This window comes from Enterococcus sp. 9D6_DIV0238 (genome assembly GCF_002174455.2).
GTDB classification, from domain to species: domain Bacteria; phylum Bacillota; class Bacilli; order Lactobacillales; family Enterococcaceae; genus Enterococcus_L; species Enterococcus_L dunnyi.
Genome location: NZ_CP147246.1, coordinates 2,286,967 through 2,308,334 on the forward strand (window position 1 = coordinate 2,286,967; position 21,368 = coordinate 2,308,334).

Here is a 21,368-nt window from a genome sequence, read left to right on the forward strand (position 1 = left end):
GTTCTAAAATAGGAATGGTGATATTTAGACACAGAGGAGCGGTATACTATGATTTATTTGTTTTTTTTAATATTTTCAAGCATTAGGTTACTTTTTTTGAGATATTCAATCAAAAATGAAAAAGCAATTTTAGCGAATGGCGGAAGAGAGTACGGAGCAAAAGTTTCTTTTCTATTGGCGATCGTTCATACGATCATTTACTTTTCTGCCTTTTTTGAGGGAATCGTGAGAAAGGTCAGCTTAGACACAGTTAGTATGATAGGACTGTTATTGATCGGGTTTTCATATAGTGTTTTAGTTTATATCATTCACTTGTTGGGTAAGCTTTGGACGGTGAAACTGATGGTTGCGAGTGATCACGTGTATGTTGATCATTGGTTGTTCAAAAAGATCGAACACCCAAATTATTTTCTTAATATCATTCCTGAATTGATAGGGATAATACTATTTTTTCATGCTTGGCTGACAGGGATCATCGGCTTACCTATTTACATGGTTATCCTTATGTTGAGAATCAGAGAAGAAAATGAAGTGAATAAGCAATTTAAAGAGGAAATCTGAGTATCATCAACGACTATTTTTTACTTTGTTCAAAATTAACTTGCATGGCGTTTCGTCTTTCTGTAAAGTAGTATAAAAAGCAGGTGACGATATGGAATTAGTGATCAATCGTAATTTGATTTTTGCCCAGAACCAACGATTGGAAACAGAGCGCTTGATTTTACGACCAGTGACATTGGATGACGCTATAGAGATGTATGAGTATGCCTCTGATGAGGAGACTGTCACTTATGTTTTTCCGATCCATCAATCGCTCAAAGACACCAAAGAAAGTATTGCGAACTATTTTGTCTGTGCTCCTTTAGGAAAATATGGCATAGCCTTAAAAGAAACGGGTCGGTTTATCGGGACGATCGATCTGCGGGTAGAAGAGAAGCACAATAATGGTGAAATTGGTTATACGCTGAATAAAAAATTCTGGGGCAAGGGCTACGTGCCAGAAGCGGCCAATGAATTGCTGCGTCTTGGTTTTGAAGAGCTCAAGCTGATTCGAATTTGTGCGGTCCATGATATCGATAACCCAAAATCAGGACGTGTGATGGAAAAGATCGGGATGAAAATTGAAGGTACGGTTCCTAACGCCCGGATGTGGAAGGGCAAGGTCGTGACCGATGTTTTGCGCGGAATTACGGTCGAAGAATGGCAGCAGCTGCAAGAGAAAATAAAGAACTAGTAAGAGGAGAAATGACGGCAATGTTGATGTTTACTGAAAAAGATTTTGATGTGTTCACAATAGAAGGATTAGATGCAAGAATGGAGGGCATTCGGGCTTCGATCCAACCAAAATTTCAAGAACTGGATGACTATTTTGCAGCAAAATTAGGAGACCAGCTGGAAACAGAATTTTTTGTCCATATCGCCCAGCATCGACGTAGAACAGTTTACCCGCCAGAAAATACATGGTCTGCATTGAGCCAAAAAAAACGCGGCTATAAAATGGACGCTCATTTCCAATTAGGCATTTGGCCGGACTATCTATTCATGTGGCTATCTTTGATCGACAATCCTAAGAACGAAAAAGAAATTGCGCAGGCCTTTTTAGACAACCAAAAATTGTTTAAGCAATTACCGGATGATTTCTATATATCGATCGATCATACTCAGCCCAAAATAGAGTTGCTAAAAGAAGCAGATTTAGAAAAAATCCTGATTCGTTTTAGAGATGTGAAAAAAGGGGAATTTCAAATTGGGCGAATCATTGAAAAAACAGATTCTTTACTGAATGACCCAGACAAGGCACGTGAATATATGCTGCAAACCTATGAAGCATTACTGCCGCTATATCGATTAGCTAAAAAACATCAGTAAAAAAAACATTGAAGCAAGAGGAATCATTCCTCTTGCTTCAATGTTTTTTGTCGATTATTGTAAGCCGATCTTATTTAAAGGATAGTAACGGAAATAAACGACTCCATAAATATCCTTTTGATCGACAAAGCCAAAATAACGGCTATCATCTGCGCGTCTTCGGTTATCCCCAAGAACAAAAAAATGTCCGTCAGGAACCACTTTTTCAGCACCAACGTCAATCGTGCTTAGAGAGAAATCTTCTGTATAAGGCTCCCCATCCGTCAATTTCGCTTTTGCTTCATCTAAGTAAGGCTCATCATAAGCCTTGTCATTAATGTAAAGCTGGTCATTTTCGACGCGTACCGTATCTCCTGGAAGTCCAATAATTCGTTTGACGATCCTTTTTCCGTTTCGAGGACTAGGGAAAGTCGCATTGTCAAAGCGCTGGGGCTTGATCAGCGAACTTTGCCATAAACGATCAGATTCATGATAAGTAGGCTCCATAGATATACCTATGACCTCTACCGGTGTCAAAACGAAATTTCTAAGAAACACAACGAATGCCACGGCAACAGCTAGATGAATCACTGTGTATAAATGAGGATGCTTTTTCTTCATTATAACGCCTCTCTTTACGTATAGTTATGGATTTAGTATATCAAAGAAAATAGGGGAAGAAAACAAGACTTAAGGAGTAAAAATAATCAAATACAAGGGGAGGTATTTTTATTCAAGCAGATTTTTTGTTGTGTAAGTCAAAATTTGCTATAATTTTTACAAAACTTATCGATCGATAAGGAGGAGGATAAAATGTTTTTAGCATGGAATGAAATTACACGATCAAAATTACGGTATGCCTTGATCATCAGCGTTATGTTTTTAATTTCTTATTTAGTTTTTTTCTTAACAGGGCTTGCCTATGGTTTGGCACAAGACAATCGTACAGCTGTGGATAAGTGGCAGGCAGATGGGATCGTTTTGTCTGATGAATCCAATACAAATATCAATATGTCGATGATTCCGTTGAAGTCATTGGATGATGTGACTGCCAAAGAAAAGGCAGCTTTGGGGCAAACAGCGGCAGTCATCCAGCTGGATAAAAAAGGAGCTGAAAAAGTCAATGCTAGTTTCTTTGGCATCAATAAAGATGAATTTCTGATGCCTGATATTGTCGAAGGAAGAGCCTTCGATACTGATGATGAAACCGTCGTAAATAATAGCCTGAAGGAAGAGAATGGGTTCAAATTGGGAGATACGATCAAACTTGCCGGTAATGAGAAGAAGCTTAAAATTGTCGGGTTTACAGAGAATGCAAAATTCAATGTGGCACCAGTTTTGTACGTTTCGATCAATACGTTTCAAGAAATCCGTTTTGAGAAAGTTGATACGACAGAGAATGCTCGAATCAATGCAGTCGTCGTTCGTGCAAAAGAAGGTGCGATGAAGAATGTTGATTTAGCTGGTAATGATTTGAAAAGCTATGGCATTCAAACATTTATCAATAAGCTTCCAGGTTATAATGCTCAGGTTTTGACTTTTGGATTTATGATCGGTTTTTTGATCGTGATCGCGGCGATCGTCATAGGGATATTTATTTATGTACTGACGATGCAAAAAGCAACGATTTTCGGCATCATGAAAGCACAAGGGATCTCTGGAAAATACATTTCAATTTCGGTCATCGTTCAAACCTTTGTATTAGCTGTATTAGGAATAAGTTTGGGCTTATTAGGAACAGTAGGAACTTCGTTTGTTTTACCGACAGCAGTACCGTTTCAAAGTAATTGGCTGTTTTTCTTAGCGATCGGCGGAGCAATGCTGGTGATTGCTGTTTTAGGGGCATTATTTTCTGTACGGACGATCGTGAAGATCGATCCATTAAAAGCAATTGGTTGATAATAAAAAAGAAGTAGGTGACGAAGATGAACGCAATTGAGTTTTCAGCTGTGGATAAAAAATTTCTTGATGGAGATACAATGATCGAAGCATTAAAAGAAACCAACTTTTCTGTGGAAAAAGGGAAATTTGTAGCAGTGATCGGTCCGAGTGGCTCCGGAAAAAGTACATTTTTGACCCTTGCAGGCGGGCTTCAAACGCCAACAAGTGGTGAAGTTAAAATCAATAATGCCGCTTTCAGTCAGGAAAACGAAAAGAAGAGAGCCAAGATTCGTTTTGACGAAATCGGTTTTATTCTACAGGCATCAAATTTAGTACCGTTTTTAACTGTGGAAAAGCAACTTCGTTTAGTGGATAAAGTAAAAAAGGTAAAAACAGATACCGCTAAAGTGAATGAGTTATTAACACAGCTGGGGATAGAGAAATTAAAACGCAAGTATCCTGATGAAATTTCTGGAGGAGAACGTCAGCGTGTAGCAATTGCTAGAGCGCTGTACAATGATCCTTCGATCATTTTAGCAGATGAGCCAACAGCTAGTTTAGACTCCGAGCGGGCGTTTGAAGTAGTCAAGATCTTGGCTAGAGAAACCAAAGAAAAAAACAAAGCCACGATCATGGTAACTCATGACCAGCGGTTGATCGAGTATTGTGACGACGTCTTCGTGATGAAAGATGGCGTGCTTACGAAGCAATAGAAAGAGGATGGGAAAGAAGTGTTCAACTCCAAGAACCAAGTAGGGACTGTGCAACACTGTTTATCTGCGACGAGTCTTTGACGAGAAAGCATCAAATCGTTCCTCGTTGTGTTTTACAGCAATTTCAGCTTATTTCCGAAGCCTTCAATTCTTAGTGCTTTAGCACGTAGAATGTTGCTAGCTTCACTTTGTTCTTTGAACAATAGTGAAACTGTATGCGTTAGTTGATGTGAACGAAGCGAAGCCCTTTAAATCTAGCATGTTTCATGCGTAGAAGTTAATGAGATCGAAACGAAGTGTAATGTAGTAGTTACTTCTGCTTCCACCGTTTATTCGTTTTAAAAAGGACTGGGGCGTAACTCGTAGAGTTATGTCCCAGTCCCTTTTAGAAAATAGTTATGTTAGTAAGTAGGTACTTGCTAGTTTGGTTTCAGACAGCACGCGGATTCACTTTTCACACTAGCTCTTTTTTTGTTCTTCTTGTTCTTTATGCTCTGAATATCCTGATCGAATCAAATAAATGGTCCATGCAGAAAGTGGGATACCGACGATTAAAGAAAAAATAAATGACTCGTAGTCTTTTTCAAAGATACTTGTGATTGCCATATTTAAGAAAATTAGTGACAATCCTATGTTAAAAATATAACCAAAGAGTATTCCTAGATGTTGTAGTAGAAATTTTGGGAAAATAAACATGTTGTGTCTCCTTTCAAGGGACTGACCATTTGATTGATGAGTTATAGCTTGCTAGCCAAGTTGCAAATCATATGGTAAAGTGATTTTCATTTTTGTTTTATTTTATTTTTTTCCAAACTTAAAAATTGGTGAAATCTATTGACTAAATCTTCTTTTGAAGTAGGTTTTTCTTGAGGCATATAATTTATAAATTCAACCATATCTTCTGGGTAGCCATTATTTCCATAAAATTCTGCTATTTTTTTTAATAAATCATCAGTATCATTAACTGCTTCGTTTAGTTTAGAAAGATAAACGAATCTAAGTTTTCGTTCTTCTATTTTATATTTCTCACTGCCTTCTTCTAAATCAGGAAAGTATCGATTTTTTAATTCAAATAATACTTGTTGTAAATTATTAGAATCAATACCCCAAGCTAGCTCGATAATAAAGTCATCTTCATCACCACTTTCCAGCAATTCTATTGCATAATCGGAAATTATTTTTGATTCAAAGAACTTTTGATTAACTCCGATATAGATTGTTTCCCAAGTATAACTTACTTGATTGTTTTTTAAATCTATTAGTTCCATTTTTTTCTCCTTTTATTTTTTAGGTATTTGATTTGGTTTTCCTGTTAAAACACCACCATCAATAAATCTTCTGTGGCTTATGTCTCCATTGGGCTCAACAATCCATTCGAAAACACCACTGTTACCATTGTTACGACCTTCAAGTTGAAAGAATTTTCTATCAATACCATCTCCTCCAACTAAAGGATATTCATTTGTAGCCGTTGGATAATTATCAATTATATCAGGAAATCCATGTTCTTTAGCAACTTGTGGAAATTCTTTTTCTATAACAGGTTTTCCTTTTGGATCTTTCCCCCACACAGGTTTTATGTCATCAACTTTTGCACCACTTTCAACTCGCCGTCCATTTAAAACAGGACTTTCAAGGTCAGAAATAACCTTCTGATTAGTCCCACCAGACTTTTTAACAGCTGTCTGCGCATTCCTCACCGCAGCCACTGTCAGTCCAACACCCCATGCAGCATCCCAAAATCCAGATTCTTTCAGATCATTTACGGTACTTTGTATGTAGTTTAAGCCGTTAAAACCAAACATATTGACTGTATCGCCACTGAAATAATCTTTTCCGCTTTTTTGAAATTCGGTCACTCGGCGGTCCATTTCTGTCGGACTTAATTCTACCACATCTAAGTTGTATTTTTTTATGAGCTTTCTTAGATTATCGGACAACTCCTGCTCACTTACTGGATAACGACGACCAACATATCCGCACCATGGTTTTTATCATGTATAAATACTTTTATAGTATATAAAAAAGATATCAGTAGATTCTTCTGATATCTTATTTAATAATATACAACTTATCGGACTAAAATTTAAAAGAATGCTCAAAAAATTCTTGGGAGTTTTGCCCAATAAATATGGCTAGCCTTTAGTAACTTAATTGGTTAGTTTATTTCTTGCTAGTCTTGTGATAAAGCGTCTTTTCTATTTATCTGAGTTCCTTTAACCTCGATAACTTCAATTGTTTCATTATCTAAATCTACAAATTCTACTTCATACACTTCATTTTCTGAATCTAATATCATCATAATTACACCTTTAGTTCCCATCGGAACTCTTTTGTCTATTTCTACTGTGCTATATACAACATCGTATTCTTTAAACATATTGACTCACCTACTTTTTCGTTGGAATCGAGGTCACTAAACGAACAACTCCATCATTATTTTTTATCCAAACAAATTCAACATCAATAATTTTTCCGTTGACTCCTTTAATCGGAATGATTTGACTATACTTTGTTCCGTAATCAGTTACAGATGTTTGAACGGCTGTCGATTTATCAAAGGTAATTTGCTTACTTAATTGCTGACTATTATTTCTATTAAAGCCAAGTGCCTTATCAAACCAATTAGCTTTTGAGCCTCCAACTGGATGTTCCTTATTTAACAGATAACCATCCAATTTAGAATTGATACTTTCTTGAGTCAAATTAGGATTTTTAAGTCCACCAGCTTTCTTACCAGCTGCCTGCGCATTCCTCACCGCAGCCACTGTCAGTCCAACACCCCATGCAGCATCCCAAAATCCAGATTCTTTCAAATCATTTACGGTACTTTGTATATAGTTTAAGCCGTTAAAACCAAACATATTGACTGTCGCACCACTGAAATAATCTTTTCCGCTTTTTTGAAATTCGGTCACTCGGCGGTCCATTTCTGTCGGACTTAATTCTACCACATCTAAGTCGTATTTTTTTATGAGCTTTCTTAGGTTATCGGACAAATCCTGTTCACTTACTGGATACCGTCGACCATTTTTTTCAAACATATACATATCCACACCGCGGTCGGCATCGATGATGTGGATGATCGTGCAGCCATCAAGTATTTTCCTATCCTTGACTTCGATGGCTTTTTCACGCTTGGTCCAATTTTGATTGACATTATTAATCCAAGTTCGATCGGTTAAGGAAAAGCCTTTTCCATTCCAAGCACATGGACCAACATGTCCTTTTTCACTGACACCCAATGCCTGCATACCTTTAGCCACTAGCGATCCAGTATCCTTTATCCCAGTAAAATAACTAGTAGACTGTCTGCAGAAATCAAGGAACTTCTCTAATTTTTCTTGTATCTTTGCTTTTTTCGCTTGATTTCGTGTAATTCCCGCATACATACTGGCGATTGCCGCTTGAAAGACTGCTCCTAGCAGTTGCTCTTTTTCGTCTGATAAGCTTCTTTTTTGTTGGGCGTAGTTTTCTCTCGAGCTTTGGAATCCTTGAATCAGCGCGTTGGCTTCATCGATTTGCGCTTGTAATTCTTCGGAATCTAAATCTTCACTACCGCATGTTGAAAGATAGCCTTGCACATACCGTTCATTCGCCTGCACAACTGCTTCACTGTGCATGATCTCCGCTTTGCAAAGCGCTGGATAGACAGTGGAAAGGTAGTCTTTGATCGACTCCATACCTGCACCATTCAAGCCGACTGCTAATTGTATGCCTTGCGTGGCACTAGTCACTGACTCTAACGCTTGGCTATATGCTTGCCCAAATGCTTTGATTTCTGTTGTTTGCGTTTGGACTTCACCAATGATCATTTTGACCATCAACCTCATCCTCCTTTCTCAGCTGTTGCAGCTCTGCTTCGTAAAGAAGGTCGCTTTCATCTTCTAGGCGACGGTTTTCTTTGTGTAATGTTTCTTGTCCGTCCGTCATTGCATCAAAGAAACGGCGTTCGGCTACACGTGATTCTTCTGTGAGTTCTTCAAAAAGGTGGCCTTCTTCCTGCCGATGAAAGTAAGTGAGAACTTGGTCGTTATGGTGACGTTCTCTGGTAAATAAGTGCTCTGTCTCGCTCATGTTTCGTTCCAACAACGTGTTGAGCGTACGATTTTCCTCTTGTTTTTCTTCATTTTCTCTGCGTTTTTCTTGTAACTCCTTTTGGGTCATTCCTTCTCTCCTTTGTTACGGAAGTCGTGTAAATAGCTGCTTCGCTTGTTGATCTGCTCGTTTAAATGCTGCGACTGCAGTTTGGATAGAAGCTACATCTCTGTTGAGTAGTTGCTGGATCGTTGCCGGGTTTTTCTTCAGCTGTTGAAAGGTACTTTCAGCCGTGGCATTGCCGAGAACCGTCGTCCCCGAAGAAAACGTCACTGTTTTTGAAAGCGACAAGCGATCGTTCGCCAGCACGATTTGAGTGGCTTGTTTCTGGGTTTCTGCTTCATTTAACTCGATCATAAAATCACCTCATTTCGTTATTTAATATTATCTTTTTAGAATAACACACTTCGCATTACAATGCCTACAAAATGTATTATAATTCTATTTAAAAATAAACATTACTTTTCTTACTTATGGAGCAATTGGCATCAAAATTGATTTCATTATAGTTCAAGCAAGGAACCGTCGATTTTTGGAAAATTGGGTAATGAGCATTTGTTTCATTTGTGCGCATCGACTAGGGCAACTCGTCGGTGTCAGAGCAGCTTTCACTGCTTTTAATAAACGGTGAGAATAAAGCATCTACTACGCTACGCTTCGATCTCATCAAATTCTAAGTGCTAAAGCACTAAGAGTTGAAGGCTTCGGAACTAAACCGAACATCACAAAAATTTTTAAAGCAATTTTCATGATCTTCTTCTTAGCTCTCAGAGCTGAACGCTTTTTTCTCAACCTCTGTACACCCAAAGAGCTATTTGCTGTTCACTCTTTCGGTGCGACTGCTTCCTTGCTTGACCGATAGAACGAAAAAAACACGGTATCAGCTACCCGCTGATACCGTGCAAAAGTTCAATAAATAAGCATCGATCTGTTATTTAAAAACGCAATTGAGGTGCAAAAAAAGCTAGTAATTCACACGAAAATTGAGTAAAATAAATACAGTCAATGAAAATTGACTTGGGCAACTTGTACGATCAGCGTTATCTGATTGTATAAGGCTCTGTAGGTCGACGCCAATCTTCCTGCAGAGTGCCTTTTTATTTTGTCTAGCAATGCTAGATTTCCTTCGTTCTATCTGCCTCAATTCTACCCTTAATGACAAACCAAAGTCAATGCTTTTTCAACATAATTATCACTTAAAGTAGGTTTTATATTTTTGTTATACAAAGAAAAAACGACTGAAAATCGTAAAAGATTTTCGGTCGTTTCTTTTTGACTTGCGTCCAAAGATTCCCAAGAAGTGAATCTTAAAGTTTTTGGTTGTAGTATTCAACGACAAGTGCTTCGTCGATTTCAGGATATAATTCATCACGTTCTGGTAAACGAGTGAAGCTACCTTCTAATTTTTCAGCGTCAAAGCTTACAAATGCTGGACGTCCAACAGTTGATTCAACAGCGTCTTTGATTGTTACAACGTTTTGAGATTTTTCGCGAACAGAGATCACTTGACCAACTTCAACGTGGTAAGAAGGGATATCTACACGTTTGCCATCTACAGTGATGTGGCCGTGGTTTACTAATTGACGTGCTTGACGACGAGTAGTTGCAAGACCTAAACGGTAAACAACATTATCTAAACGTTGTTCTAGTAAGATCATGAAGTTAACCCCGTGTTTACCTTCTTTGATTTTGCTTGCTTTAACGAACAAGTTAACGAATTGACGTTCGTTCATACCGTACATATGACGTAATTTTTGTTTTTCAGTTAATTGCATACCATATTCAGAAACTTTACCACGGCTGTTTGGTCCGTGTTGTCCTGGTTTGTATGGGCGGCGTGCTAGTTCTTTACCAGTTCCTGATAGAGAGATACCTAGACGACGAGAGATTTTCCATGATGGTCCTGTATAACGTGACATTCAAAATTCCTCCAATAAAATAAGTTTTTTGGAGTAAAATAATCTTCTGAAAAATTCATAATCGTGCAGTTCATTCTTCAACCTTCACCTTTGCAGCCGCGGTTACGCAGTCGAACCTGAAAAGCTGATCAGACGTTTTAGTCTGGAAAGCTCAACAATAAGGCAATGAACTGTTGACGAGTCTATTATTTTTCTGCTGCTTATTTTACACAAAGGTTAGTATACCTCAGAATAGTGGATAACTCAAGCTTTTTCTTGCATAAGTCCAAGTAATTACCACCCGCCTGAGGCACCGCCTCCACCAGATGAACCGCCACCGAATGAGCCCCAAGACGAACCGCCGCCGTCAGACCCATTACTGCTGTCAGACCAGTTGGCAGAATTATAGTTAGACGTAAGGTAAGTTGTGGTTAATACATACCCGTCTCCTGAATAAAGGGTATCGCCGATCAAGACCCGTCCAAACGCTTTTCTTTGTGCTGAAGGATGCTTCAATAAGCGACCTTGAGCGATCGAACGGCGTAATTTTCTTTTTGAAGCGATCAACGAACTGCCGCTTAACATCAGGTGGTAGAAGTTTGTTTGTTTCATTTCAGCGAGTTGTGTTGCTGCATCTTCATTTGTGAAGTCTGAAATTCGGTTTTGATAGTCGCCATAGGTTTGTTTTAAAGCTTTTCCTGCAGAAAGACTCCGGATCACTAGGATCAAATTCGTCAATAAAACAAAAAATAGAAAGATCCCTAATGACCAACGACCCCATTTAGCAGCACTTTTTTGACTCTCGACTTGATTGATTTTAGAATCGACTAAAGCAGTTTTGGTATTCATTAGAGGAAATACTTGATCGAGCACTTGGTTTACTGCTTGGTCATATTTTTCATCTTTAAATGCATCAACGACATCGTCATCATTGATGATCGAATCAGCCGTTCCATCAGGGATCAATCCTTCTAATCCGTAACCAACTTCTAAACGAAATTCGCGGTCATCCAAGGCAATCAGATATAAAATACCGTTATTTTCATTTTTATCGCCGATCCCCAGTTGATTGAATAATTTATTGGCGTAAGATTCGATATCTTCCCCGCGTGGTAATTCAGGGATAGTGATGACTTCTAATTGTGCTCCGTTGGTACTGGCAGCTAATTGTTTGTTTAGCTCATAGATCTTCTGTTTCGTTTCTTTATTTAGCATATTTGCATTGTCTGAAATAAAAATATTGTTTTTGTTGAGTGTGATTTGACTGTTCGTTCCTTCAATAGAAATCGTATAATTATTTTCTGATTGAGGGTACTCTTTTAAGTTCGCCAAATTTTCTTGTAAAATCGTGTCAAAGGATTTCTCAGCTGTGATGATTTTTCCAGATTCGATCGCAGCTTTTTCTTCTTGAAGAGTATTGAGCTCTTGGTCAAAAGCAGTCATTTTTTCGTTATAGCTAGCGCTCGCTGAGAAAAATAGGCTGAAAAGACCTATAAAAATCATTAAGACAACCAAGAGAATGACTGAGAATACGTTGTTTGTTGCTCGCATGGATTTATACTGGTTTTCGATTCGTTGATTTAATTTCTTTACGTTAGTGTCCTGTCCTTGTTTTATCATTTCGTTCACCTTACTTTCCCCATAGTTTGGCAAAATCTTCCTCCAAAGGCTATCTATTTTTTATAAAACAACCCGATGTCTCTTGTTCAATAGATAACTTAGTTCTATTTTACCAGTAAAATGCAAATTCTCATCGGTCTTCGGAAGGATTTTCTCATTGTTTTTTCATAAAAAGAAAGGAAAGTAGCGAGAAAGAATGAAAAGGAGTAGAGGATCGACGTACTTTATCACTTGTTTTGCTCATAATAGAAAAAAGTGTTACTTTGTATGAAAAAGCACTAGACAAAATGCGTAGAGGTCTTTAAAATAGTAAAGGATGTTTTTGAAAATATAAAATGAAAACAATATGAAAAGGAGAAACAAGATGAAACCTGTATCGCCGTTATTTGAGCAGATCGATAAATCAATCAATAAAAAAATGAACTTATTCCAAAGTAGTTTCTTACGCTATGCTTTTCGTGCCATGCTTGCTTGTATGTTTTTAACGCTAGGAACAGCTGTGGCATTCGCTATTGCGATGAAAGGTGAGGATATCGCACATGGACTTGGCAAAATGTTGTATGCCTTTATGTTCAGTTGGTCACTTGTGATGATTCTTTATATGAATGCTGAGTTAGGTACGTCAAATATGTTGTATATGACTGTCGGCGTTTATCGAAAAAAAATCAATTTCTCCTTTGCTGCAAAAATTTTGTTTACCTGTATTTTCTTTAATTTAGTCGGTGGGGTATTATTCGGTTACTTGATTTCGTTGACGGTACCTTATCAAGACCTAGCACCAGATAGCTTCTTCTTTACATCGATCGCTGGTAAATTGAACAAGACGACGGTCCAGATTTTGGTTGAAGCCATTTTTGCCAATATCGTTGTAAATACAGCTGTTTTAGTAAGTATGCGTATGAAGGACGACGCGGGTAAAGTCGCTGCGATCATTTTCATCATCTTCATTTTCGCTTTCTTAGGCTATGAGCACGTTATCGCCAATTTCCCTGCGTTTAGCTTAGCTTATTTTGCTTCACACGGAACAATGGCCGCGATGACTGTCGGCAGTGTTGCGCACAATCTGTTCTTTGCTTTGATCGGTAACTTTATCGGCGGCGGCTTAGTGATGGGCTTGGGCTATGCATGGTTGAACAATGCGGACACAACATATGTAGATTAAAAAGTAGAGTGCGGGATTTTTTCCCCACTCTTTTTTGCTGTTAGACGTAAATTGTTTTAAGATGGAAGAAAAGACAAAGGAGTAAACGTGTGGACGAAATTATTTTTACTAAAAATGAAGAGAAGTCGCAACAAATGGCTGCTTACATGAAAAATTTATTCCCCTTTGCAGGTGTCCCTGCACCAACACGTGCGGCAATGGAAAAAGAGCTTTTAAAAGCCAGTAAAAAACTGCCGTTTGCAGACCTTTTTGAGCTGGTGAATGTTTATTATGAGAAACCTGAACGGGAATATCAGTATGTTGCGATCGATCTAGCAACGGTAAATGTGAAGCGTTTGAGCTTTGAAGAAGTATTACAGTTCAAACCACTAGTCATTGAAAAAGCTTGGTGGGACAGCGTGGATGCTTGGCGTAAATTTTTTGCCTTATGGGGTGCGAGTCATTTTGAAGAAATGCCTCGATTATTTGACGCTTTTTTCGGAGAAAAAGACTTCTGGCATCGACGGATAGCAATCAATTTACAGTTATTGTATAAAGACAGAACGGACACCGAGCTGTTGAAAAAAGCGATTATTTATGATAAAACTACAGATGAGTTCTTTATTCAAAAAGCGATCGGCTGGTCATTACGCCAGCATAGTAAAACAGATCCTCAATGGGTTCAAGAACTGATCACGACGATGGAACTAAGTCCATTAGCAGTTAGAGAAGGCAGCAAATATTTGCCAAAATCATAGAAAGCGAGCGAAAATAATACGCCATGAAAAGAAAACTTTTTGCATTTGATATCGACGGAACATTACTGGGAAGCGACAAACAACCACTGGAAAGTACAAGAGAAGCATTAGCACTACTTAGACAGCAAGGTCATCTGGTGACTGTTGCTACAGGGCGTAGTCGTTTTATGGCGCAGGATATTATTTTAGACTTAGGTTTTTCAAACTATGTTCTTTGTAATGGTGCTGCTGCATTTTTAGATCATGAGCAGTATTATCAAAATTTATTGGATGAAGAAGAGCTGCAGCGTTTTTCATCTGAATTGGAAAAAAGAGAGATCGGTTTGGCGTATGTCGGCTTAGACGATGTGAAAAAAAATAATCATCACCGTCAGCTACAAATGGCGGAAGCAATGGGCTCTATTGATTTTGCAGCTCCTGAATATGATGGAGATTTCCATAAGGAAAACGATGTATACCAAGGCTTGGCTTTTTATGATGAATCGTATGAAGGCGTATTTGACAATGAATTCTCTAAGTTTCGCTTTGTCCGTTGGCATCCTCAAAGTGTAGATATCGTTCCGAAAAATGGCTCGAAGTCTGCCACATTATTGAATTTAGCTGATCGTGTAGGAATTGAGCGGGAAAATATCATTACCTTTGGTGATGGCGAAAACGACCGGGAAATGCTAAGAGAAGCAGGGATCGGTGTAGCAATGGGCAATGCACTGCCGCATATCCAAAAAGAAGCGAAGTTTGTGACAGATACCAACGATAATGATGGGATTTGGAAAGCGTTGAAAGAGTTAAAGGCGATTTAGATAGAGATTAGTAGTACAGACTGCAGATAAAGTCTTTTTAGACGTTTAGCTGCAGTCTTTTTTGTACGTGTTAAAATAAGATAGGATGCAAGATTGATGGTGTAAAGATTGCTGATAATAATATATGCTTGAAGATGGTTTCAGTTGTAATCTACTTAATTTTTTTAATACCTGTTTTTATATAGACAAAGGCTGAATTTTTTCTTTGTTTTTTACCTATCTAGTAACAGTTTTTTTGGATTTATCATAAATATGTATATCATAGGAATAATCATAGATATAATTATTACGAATATTATGAAAAAATATGCAGTTAAAATTTTGGGCTTTGAAATTGATACTTCGAAATTTTCTTCAGTTTGCTCTACGTCTATAACGGAATTACCTAAACTATTATATTGTTGAACTTCTGTCTCTTTTTCTATAGTCCATTCTTCTTCTTCAGCATTATTAAAGAAGATGTAGGATAGTTCTTTAGCTGCTAAATGACTAGGAAACACTGAAATGGATACGGCTACTGTTGCAATTGTAAGTATTTCAATCATAATTAAGGAAATTATTTTTAATTTTTTTTCTCCTAAAGATAAATATACGCCAAATTCATATTTTCTATCTCTCAACAGTAAAATAACACTTAGGCTGATTATGCAAATAGATGTTATAAACATTAGTATCATGGTGTTATCTACTATTTTTTTTAATTTTACAAAAGTTGGATTTATACTGTTGTATTGATCTGTAGATATAATCACATTATAGAGTTTTGTCCCAAGTATGTTTTCCGCCTCTTGGCGAAAACTTTCTGTATATTTTACATCTTTCAACTCATAATAAGCATCATACTCTTCAGAAGGAATCTCTAACCCCTGCTCTTCATAAAAGACAGTTCTTCTAGATACTAAATTTTTATTGGGTATATACAACGTGTTTGAGGATCGAGTATTGTTTACTAACTCTTCAAACTGAAAATCATTTTTAGGCTCATTTACTTTCTTTTTTGTATCAAATATACCTATGATTTGATACTTTCCTATGTGATGTTCTTTCTGAGTATCATCTATACTAAAAACTCGATCTAATGAAAAGACTTCATTAAGTGCCAAATTATTTTCTTCAGCAAATTTTTTAGAAACAATTGTTACATTGTCTGAAGATTCGATTTCTTTTTTAGAAAAAGACCTACCTTCTTCCATGGTAATTTTACTTGAAATTATATCAAAAATCTTATTATTGTTAACTCCCTTTAATAAAAATGTATTCGTCCAATCTCTTTCTTCAATTTCTATGTCAGCTATTGATCTCTGGCTTTTCAATTTGTTACTTTGAATAACATCATATTCAGAATAATCATATTCTTTAACATACTCTAAATCACCTATCTTTTTATATTTTTCTAATTTGATTGGCGCGACTAAGTTGTCTGGGTTGTTACTTAGATAGTCTTCTTGCTCTGTGTAGTTATTTATAATTGTTGCTGTCAAAGGAAGTTTATTTTTAATATTTGATTCATTTTTTGTATAGGCTTGCTTCAACGATAGTGCCCCAGAATAGATAAAACTTAATATTATTAATATAAGCAGTAGACTCAAACTGCTTTTTTTGTTCCTTATGATGCTTAAAAATGATCTTTTGAATGTATTCATAATCTAATAGTAACTCCTTTTAAAAAAAATGTATTATATTGCTTTAATATAGTATATAATATTTATTGTAATAAAGTTCAACTATTTTTTAAGGGGGATACAAAAATGAAGAAAAAAGTTATTGTAAGTTTACTCATGTTGGTTGGGGGAATAGTATTGTTTTTCGACTCTGCTGATGCAGCCACTGTATTTAGTTATGATGGAACAGGAATCAGAAATTGGGATTCTAAAGGTCGTAATAACATTGCCAAAGGGAAAAAAGTATCGGTTAAGCATACTCAAAGTAAGTGGTCGAATTCAAATACGCAACAAGCTAAAACAATGAAAATCACGCTTCGTCGAAAAAATACAGTTGGGTATACAAATGTTGGAAATGTTAGTTATTCTGGTAATGTCACAAACTCATCAAAAGTATTAAATAGTAAACTAGGAACAGCAGGGACTCATTATTTACGATTTGATTCAACGAAGCCTGCTGGGGCAACTGCAAATCCTACAGCAAATATTAAAGGAGTTTTATCAACAAATTAATATTTAGAGTTACTAATATAAATATGCTATTAGTAACTCTCTTTTATTAATATTATTAAAAGGAGTTGTTTTTGTGATAAATAGACATAAATACATATCGATGGCATTAGGTATTTTTATTGGGTGCTTTTTTGTGGTGACATATATATATCAAGAATTTCTATCATCTAGACTTTTTACTTATATTACAAATATATATTCACCTGAGGAGGGAGATTTTTGGGTCTCATTCACGATTATTTTTCTCTTGAGTTTTTATTTAGCTTATTTCATCTTTGTATTAATAACACATATAAATTCTCGTCCTGTTCTTCTCTCATTCTATTTTTTTTATTTCATTACTTTGATTTATTTTCTCTTTTTTAAAAGTATTGGAATTAGAGGAATTTCGCTTAATCCATTAGATTTTCTATGGGGAATAGGAAATGGGGAAGGGACAATCGAAACCTTGTTCAATATAATTTATTTTATTCCATTAGGTTTTTTAGTGGGCAAGAAAATAATTTCTTTTCTTATCTTTATTGTTCTAGTTGAAATTGTTCAATATACGTTTTCTTTAGGAATTTTCGATCTTAGCGATATTCTTCTAAATTTTATAGGCTTTTATATAGGCTTGATTTTACAAAAAACATTCTTGTATAAACTATTTTCACTTCAACTAAAAAAAAGCATCAGTACTAGGGAACAATCCAGTGAAAACGTCTAATGATCACTTAATAAGTGTTTCATATTGAGGTGAAGGCCTTACTAAAAAAATTCTGATTTATACAAAAAAATCCCAGCAATCAGGCAAATTGATTGCTGGGATTTTAGATAATGATTATTTCTTGAACGTTTTTTTCAAGCTCTTACTCAATCACCAACACGCCATCTTTCAAAGCAAATGGGTTTTGTTGGTTGATATGATCATAAAACATCACACCGTTTAAATGATCGATCTCGTGTTGAACGACGATCGCTTCATAATTCTTCAAACGTATTTTTTGTTTTTCTCCTGTGATGTCTGTATATGAAAGCGTGATTTTGTTATGACGTACCACATAACCTGGGACTTCACGATCTACAGATAAACAGCCTTCACCTTCACCTAAGCAAGCATCCTGAACAGAATGGCTCAAAATTTTAGGGTTGTACATTACAGCACTCAAGGTTGGTTCAGGATTTTCTAGATCATTGCTTGGTACATGGACTGCGATGATTCGTTTTGAAATATCTAATTGAGGTGCAGCAAGACCTACGCCGCCGCGTAAAGCCAGTTCTTCTGCTTTCACAGGATCTTGGCTGTTTTTTAAAAATTCCATCATATCTTCGCCGAGTTTGATATCCTCGTCAGTTAGCGGCACAGACACTTCTTTTGCCACTTCTCTAAGTGTGGGGTTTCCTTCACGGATAATATCCTCCATGGTGATCATGGGATAATTCCTCCTTCGATTATTTAAAAGTCTAAAAGCAAAGACAGACCTATTTGGTTTATCCTGCTGTTTGATTAGCTTCATCTATTTATTTGCTTATCTAGTTTATCACAAAATGCTGATAAATGGGATAAATTGCTGAAAAAACACTAGTGGACATCAGCTTAGTCTTGCATTTTGACCTTATATCCTGTAAAGTATCACTGTATGGAAACATACCGTCTTTTACTTGGTTGTGCGAATCACCAACGCATTACTCAGTAGTGAGATGACTACTTAAAGAAGAGGTGAAAAACATGGCAATGTCTAAAGAAAAGAAAAACGAAATCATTAAAGAGTATGCTCGTCATGAAGGAGATACTGGTTCACCAGAAGTACAAATCGCTGTATTGACTGCTGATATCAACCACCTTAACGAACATGCACGTGTTCACAAAAAAGATCATCATTCTTACCGTGGACTAATGAAAAAAATTGGACACCGTCGTAACTTGTTAGCTTACTTACGTAAAACTGACATCCAACGTTACCGCGAATTGATCCAACGCTTAGGATTACGTCGTTAATCATTGAGAGGCTGAGCCAGAAGCGCCTAACTCTGAGAAATTAGGAAGGAATTCACGAAAATTTTTACAAATTCTTGTGTAGTTCATTTTATTTTCAAAAGAGTTGCTTCTGACTCGCCATTTTTGGCTTTTTAGTCTATTTAAAAAGGTTCAGTATCCTTGAAAATACTAAAATAATCGGATCTTTGGAAAGGTTACATAAATCTACTAACCAAATAAAAGGACTCAAATTTTTGAATCTTTTCATTTGTTTAGTAGCTGTCTGACTTTTCCAAAGAATAAAGGAGAATCGATACATGTCAGAAAAACAAGTATTCAAAACAACATGGGGCGGACGACCGCTACAAGTCGAGATCGGTCAATTAGCTAAACAAGCAAATGGTGCTGTTTTAGTTCGCTATGGCGACACTGTTGTCTTAACTGCAGCAGTTGCTTCGAAAGACGCAAGAGACTTTGACTTTTTCCCATTAACAGTCAACTATGAAGAGAAAATGTATGCCGTAGGTAAAATCCCTGGCGGCTTTATCAAACGTGAAGGACGTCCAAGTGAACGTGCAACGTTAACTGCTCGTTTGATCGACCGTCCAATTCGTCCAATGTTTGCAGAAGGATTCCGTAATGAAGTACAAATCACGAATACAGTAATGAGCGTAGATCAAGATTGCACCCCTGAAATGGCGGCAATGTTTGGTTCGTCTCTTGCTTTAGCGATTTCGGATATTCCATTTGACGGACCGATCGCAGGTGTTGATGTGGGTCGTGTAGATGGCGAATATATCTTGAATCCAACAGTGGAACAAGCGGAAAAAACAGATATCGAATTAACAGTTGCCGGTACGAAAAAAGCGATCAACATGGTTGAAAGCGGTGCAAAAGAAGTATCAGAAGAAGATATGTTAGGCGCTTTGCTGTTCGGTTTTGACGCAATCAAAGAATTAGTGGCTTTCCAAGAAGAAATCGTTGCTGCTGTCGGCAAAGAAAAAATGGAAATCAAGCTATTACAAGTAAATCCAGAATTAAAAAAAGAAATCTTCGATGCGTATTACGGTACGATGAAAGAAGCCGTAATGACAGAAGAAAAATTAGCGCGTGAAGTCAATATCGATGCGATCAAAGATCAAGTCAAAGAAGCGTATGCAGAGAAATTTGCAGGTCATGACGATGAAGATCAAATCGCTAAAGAAGTGAAGCAAATCGCAGAAGATCTTGAAAAAGATGTTGTACGTGAATTGATCACGATCGATAAAATCCGTCCTGACGGTCGTAAATTAGACGAAATTCGTCCACTGGCTTCAGAAGTCGGTATTTTACCGCGCGTTCATGGTTCAGGCTTATTCACTCGTGGACAAACACAAGCATTGTCTGTTGTAACCTTGGCGCCGCTTGGTGAACACCAAATCATTGATGGATTAGGTGTAGAGGACAGTAAACGTTTCATCCATCATTATAACTTCCCGCAATTCTCTGTTGGTTCAACAGGACGTGCAGGTTCACCTGGTCGTCGTGAAATCGGTCATGGAGCTTTAGGCGAACGTGCGATGGCGCAAGTTATTCCTGATGAAGTAGATTTCCCATACATGATCCGTGTCGTTTCAGAAGTATTAGAATCAAATGGTTCCTCTTCTCAAGCAAGTATCTGTGCAGGAATCTTAGCATTGATGGATGCAGGTGTGCCGATCAAAGCGCCTGTTGCCGGTATTGCGATGGGACTTGTCAGCGATGGCGAAAACTATACGATTTTAACCGATATTCAAGGATTAGAAGATCACCTTGGTGATATGGACTTTAAAGTAGCCGGTACCGAAAAAGGAATCACAGCTCTACAAATGGATATCAAGATCCAAGGAATCACTGAACAAATCTTAACAGAAGCTTTGACGCAAGCGAAAAAAGCTCGTATGGAAATCTTAGCAGAGTTGACTTCTACTTTAGCTGCACCACGTCCAGAATTAAGCCAATATGCGCCTAAGATCGAAATGATCCAAATCGCTCCTGCTAAAATCAAAGACGTGATCGGTAAAGGCGGAGAAACGATCAATGGTATCATCGATGAAACGGGTGTTAAAATCGATATCGATCAAGATGGTAATGTAAGCATTGCTTCTGCTGATGCGGATATGATCAAAAAAGCAATCAAGATCATCGAAGAATTAACAAAAGAAGTTGAAGTTGGACAAGTTTACTTAGGTAAAGTAGTTCGTGTTGAAAAATTCGGTGCTTTTGTTAACCTGATCAAAGGAAAAGACGGCCTGATCCATATTTCTCAATTAGCGAATGAACGTGTGAACAATGTTGAAGACGTTGTTAAACTTGGTGATGAAGTACTTGTTAAAGTAACTGAGATCGACAAACAAGGCCGTGTGAACGTGTCACGTAAAGCATTATTAAACGAAGAGAAAAAAGAAAAATAAACAAATCGATAAACAATAAAACAATGATCAAAGCAGAGTGAGGCTTAT

Annotated in this window: 24 protein-coding genes; 12 read left to right on the forward strand and 12 right to left on the reverse strand. The window is 37.1% G+C overall.

Annotated features, from left to right (window positions below; all coding sequences use genetic code 11):
* Positions 1-48 precede the first annotated feature (48 nt).
* The 3 genes from A5889_RS10630 (at position 49) to A5889_RS10640 (ending at position 1,869) form a co-directional block, all read left to right on the forward strand.
* Positions 49-561, forward strand: a complete 513-nt coding sequence (locus A5889_RS10630) for an isoprenylcysteine carboxylmethyltransferase family protein (protein WP_087641868.1) — start codon at positions 49-51, stop codon at positions 559-561.
* Positions 562-652: 91 nt separating this feature from the next.
* Entirely contained in the window at positions 653-1,234 is a 582-nt protein-coding gene (locus tag A5889_RS10635; protein ID WP_087641869.1) for a GNAT family N-acetyltransferase, read from the forward strand.
* 20 nt (positions 1,235-1,254) lie between these two features.
* Positions 1,255-1,869 (forward strand): YktB family protein, encoded by a 615-nt coding sequence (locus tag A5889_RS10640; RefSeq protein ID WP_087641870.1) that lies wholly within the window; start codon positions 1,255-1,257, stop codon positions 1,867-1,869.
* 54 nt (positions 1,870-1,923) lie between these two features.
* Here the strand turns inward: A5889_RS10640 and lepB are convergent, their stop codons facing one another.
* A complete protein-coding gene (gene lepB, locus A5889_RS10645; protein WP_087641871.1) occupies positions 1,924-2,469 on the reverse strand; it encodes a signal peptidase I in 546 nt (181 codons plus the stop codon).
* A gap of 192 nt (positions 2,470-2,661) precedes the next feature.
* On the opposite strand from lepB, the gene A5889_RS10650 reads away from it, so the two are divergent.
* Both A5889_RS10650 and A5889_RS10655 read left to right on the forward strand, forming a co-directional pair.
* Positions 2,662-3,747: an ABC transporter permease gene (locus tag A5889_RS10650; protein ID WP_087641872.1), complete on the forward strand. Its 1,086-nt coding sequence runs from the start codon at positions 2,662-2,664 to the stop codon at positions 3,745-3,747.
* Between the two features lie 26 nt (positions 3,748-3,773).
* On the forward strand, positions 3,774-4,442 hold the full coding sequence (locus A5889_RS10655) for an ABC transporter ATP-binding protein (RefSeq protein ID WP_087641873.1): 669 nt from the start codon (positions 3,774-3,776) through the stop codon (positions 4,440-4,442).
* 459 nt (positions 4,443-4,901) lie between these two features.
* Here the strand turns inward: A5889_RS10655 and A5889_RS10660 are convergent, their stop codons facing one another.
* From A5889_RS10660 to A5889_RS10700, 9 genes are all read right to left on the reverse strand, one after another.
* Positions 4,902-5,138: a hypothetical protein gene (locus tag A5889_RS10660; protein WP_087641874.1), complete on the reverse strand. Its 237-nt coding sequence runs from the start codon at positions 5,136-5,138 to the stop codon at positions 4,902-4,904.
* 86 nt (positions 5,139-5,224) lie between these two features.
* Complete coding sequence (locus tag A5889_RS10665; RefSeq protein ID WP_087641875.1) at positions 5,225-5,710, reverse strand: DUF2247 family protein; 486 nt, start codon at positions 5,708-5,710, stop codon at positions 5,225-5,227.
* Positions 5,711-5,722: 12 nt separating this feature from the next.
* Positions 5,723-6,382, reverse strand: coding sequence for a hypothetical protein (locus A5889_RS10670; protein ID WP_087641876.1), 660 nt, complete (start codon positions 6,380-6,382; stop codon positions 5,723-5,725).
* Positions 6,383-6,615: 233 nt separating this feature from the next.
* The gene (locus A5889_RS10675; protein ID WP_087641877.1) at positions 6,616-6,822 is read right to left on the reverse strand and encodes a DUF4926 domain-containing protein; all 207 of its coding nucleotides are present in this window, start codon (positions 6,820-6,822) and stop codon (positions 6,616-6,618) included.
* A 10-nt stretch (positions 6,823-6,832) separates the two neighbouring features.
* Positions 6,833-8,266 carry a DUF6883 domain-containing protein gene (locus tag A5889_RS10680; RefSeq protein WP_087641878.1) on the reverse strand — a complete coding sequence of 478 codons (1,434 nt, stop codon included), beginning with the start codon at positions 8,264-8,266 and terminating at the stop codon, positions 6,833-6,835.
* Entirely contained in the window at positions 8,244-8,609 is a 366-nt protein-coding gene (locus A5889_RS10685) for a DUF3958 family protein (RefSeq protein ID WP_087641879.1), read from the reverse strand. The genes A5889_RS10680 and A5889_RS10685 overlap by 23 nt, the downstream gene beginning before the upstream one ends.
* A gap of 15 nt (positions 8,610-8,624) precedes the next feature.
* Positions 8,625-8,897: a TIGR04197 family type VII secretion effector gene (locus A5889_RS10690; protein WP_087641880.1), complete on the reverse strand. Its 273-nt coding sequence runs from the start codon at positions 8,895-8,897 to the stop codon at positions 8,625-8,627.
* Between the two features lie 950 nt (positions 8,898-9,847).
* A complete protein-coding gene (rpsD, locus tag A5889_RS10695; RefSeq protein ID WP_087641881.1) occupies positions 9,848-10,459 on the reverse strand; it encodes a 30S ribosomal protein S4 in 612 nt (203 codons plus the stop codon).
* A gap of 273 nt (positions 10,460-10,732) precedes the next feature.
* A complete protein-coding gene (locus A5889_RS10700) occupies positions 10,733-12,058 on the reverse strand; it encodes a TPM domain-containing protein (protein ID WP_254909576.1) in 1,326 nt (441 codons plus the stop codon).
* Positions 12,059-12,422: 364 nt separating this feature from the next.
* Here A5889_RS10700 and A5889_RS10705 point away from each other — a divergent pair, with 364 nt between their 5' ends.
* The 3 genes from A5889_RS10705 (at position 12,423) to A5889_RS10715 (ending at position 14,757) form a co-directional block, all read left to right on the forward strand.
* Complete coding sequence (locus A5889_RS10705) at positions 12,423-13,220, forward strand: formate/nitrite transporter family protein (RefSeq protein WP_087641882.1); 798 nt, start codon at positions 12,423-12,425, stop codon at positions 13,218-13,220.
* Positions 13,221-13,309: 89 nt separating this feature from the next.
* The gene (locus tag A5889_RS10710) at positions 13,310-13,957 is read left to right on the forward strand and encodes a DNA alkylation repair protein (RefSeq protein ID WP_087641883.1); all 648 of its coding nucleotides are present in this window, start codon (positions 13,310-13,312) and stop codon (positions 13,955-13,957) included.
* A gap of 23 nt (positions 13,958-13,980) precedes the next feature.
* On the forward strand, positions 13,981-14,757 hold the full coding sequence (locus A5889_RS10715; protein WP_087641884.1) for a Cof-type HAD-IIB family hydrolase: 777 nt from the start codon (positions 13,981-13,983) through the stop codon (positions 14,755-14,757).
* 212 nt (positions 14,758-14,969) lie between these two features.
* On the opposite strand, the gene A5889_RS10720 is transcribed toward A5889_RS10715, so the two are convergent.
* Positions 14,970-16,400 (reverse strand): ABC transporter permease, encoded by a 1,431-nt coding sequence (locus A5889_RS10720; protein WP_087641887.1) that lies wholly within the window; start codon positions 16,398-16,400, stop codon positions 14,970-14,972.
* A gap of 105 nt (positions 16,401-16,505) precedes the next feature.
* Between A5889_RS10720 and A5889_RS10725 the strand changes: the two genes are divergently transcribed.
* Together A5889_RS10725 and A5889_RS16495 are read left to right on the forward strand one after the other, a co-directional pair.
* The gene (locus A5889_RS10725) at positions 16,506-16,931 is read left to right on the forward strand and encodes a hypothetical protein (RefSeq protein WP_087641885.1); all 426 of its coding nucleotides are present in this window, start codon (positions 16,506-16,508) and stop codon (positions 16,929-16,931) included.
* A 100-nt stretch (positions 16,932-17,031) separates the two neighbouring features.
* Positions 17,032-17,637 (forward strand): VanZ family protein, encoded by a 606-nt coding sequence (locus A5889_RS16495; protein WP_422389717.1) that lies wholly within the window; start codon positions 17,032-17,034, stop codon positions 17,635-17,637.
* Positions 17,638-17,779: 142 nt separating this feature from the next.
* On the opposite strand, the gene def is transcribed toward A5889_RS16495, so the two are convergent.
* Positions 17,780-18,343 carry a peptide deformylase gene (gene def / locus A5889_RS10730; protein ID WP_087641889.1) on the reverse strand — a complete coding sequence of 188 codons (564 nt, stop codon included), beginning with the start codon at positions 18,341-18,343 and terminating at the stop codon, positions 17,780-17,782.
* Between the two features lie 296 nt (positions 18,344-18,639).
* On the opposite strand from def, the gene rpsO reads away from it, so the two are divergent.
* The gene (gene rpsO, locus A5889_RS10735; RefSeq protein ID WP_069663025.1) at positions 18,640-18,909 is read left to right on the forward strand and encodes a 30S ribosomal protein S15; all 270 of its coding nucleotides are present in this window, start codon (positions 18,640-18,642) and stop codon (positions 18,907-18,909) included.
* Positions 18,910-19,205: 296 nt separating this feature from the next.
* Positions 19,206-21,320: a polyribonucleotide nucleotidyltransferase gene (pnp, locus tag A5889_RS10740; RefSeq protein WP_087641890.1), complete on the forward strand. Its 2,115-nt coding sequence runs from the start codon at positions 19,206-19,208 to the stop codon at positions 21,318-21,320.
* The last annotated feature ends 48 nt before the right edge of the window (positions 21,321-21,368 follow it).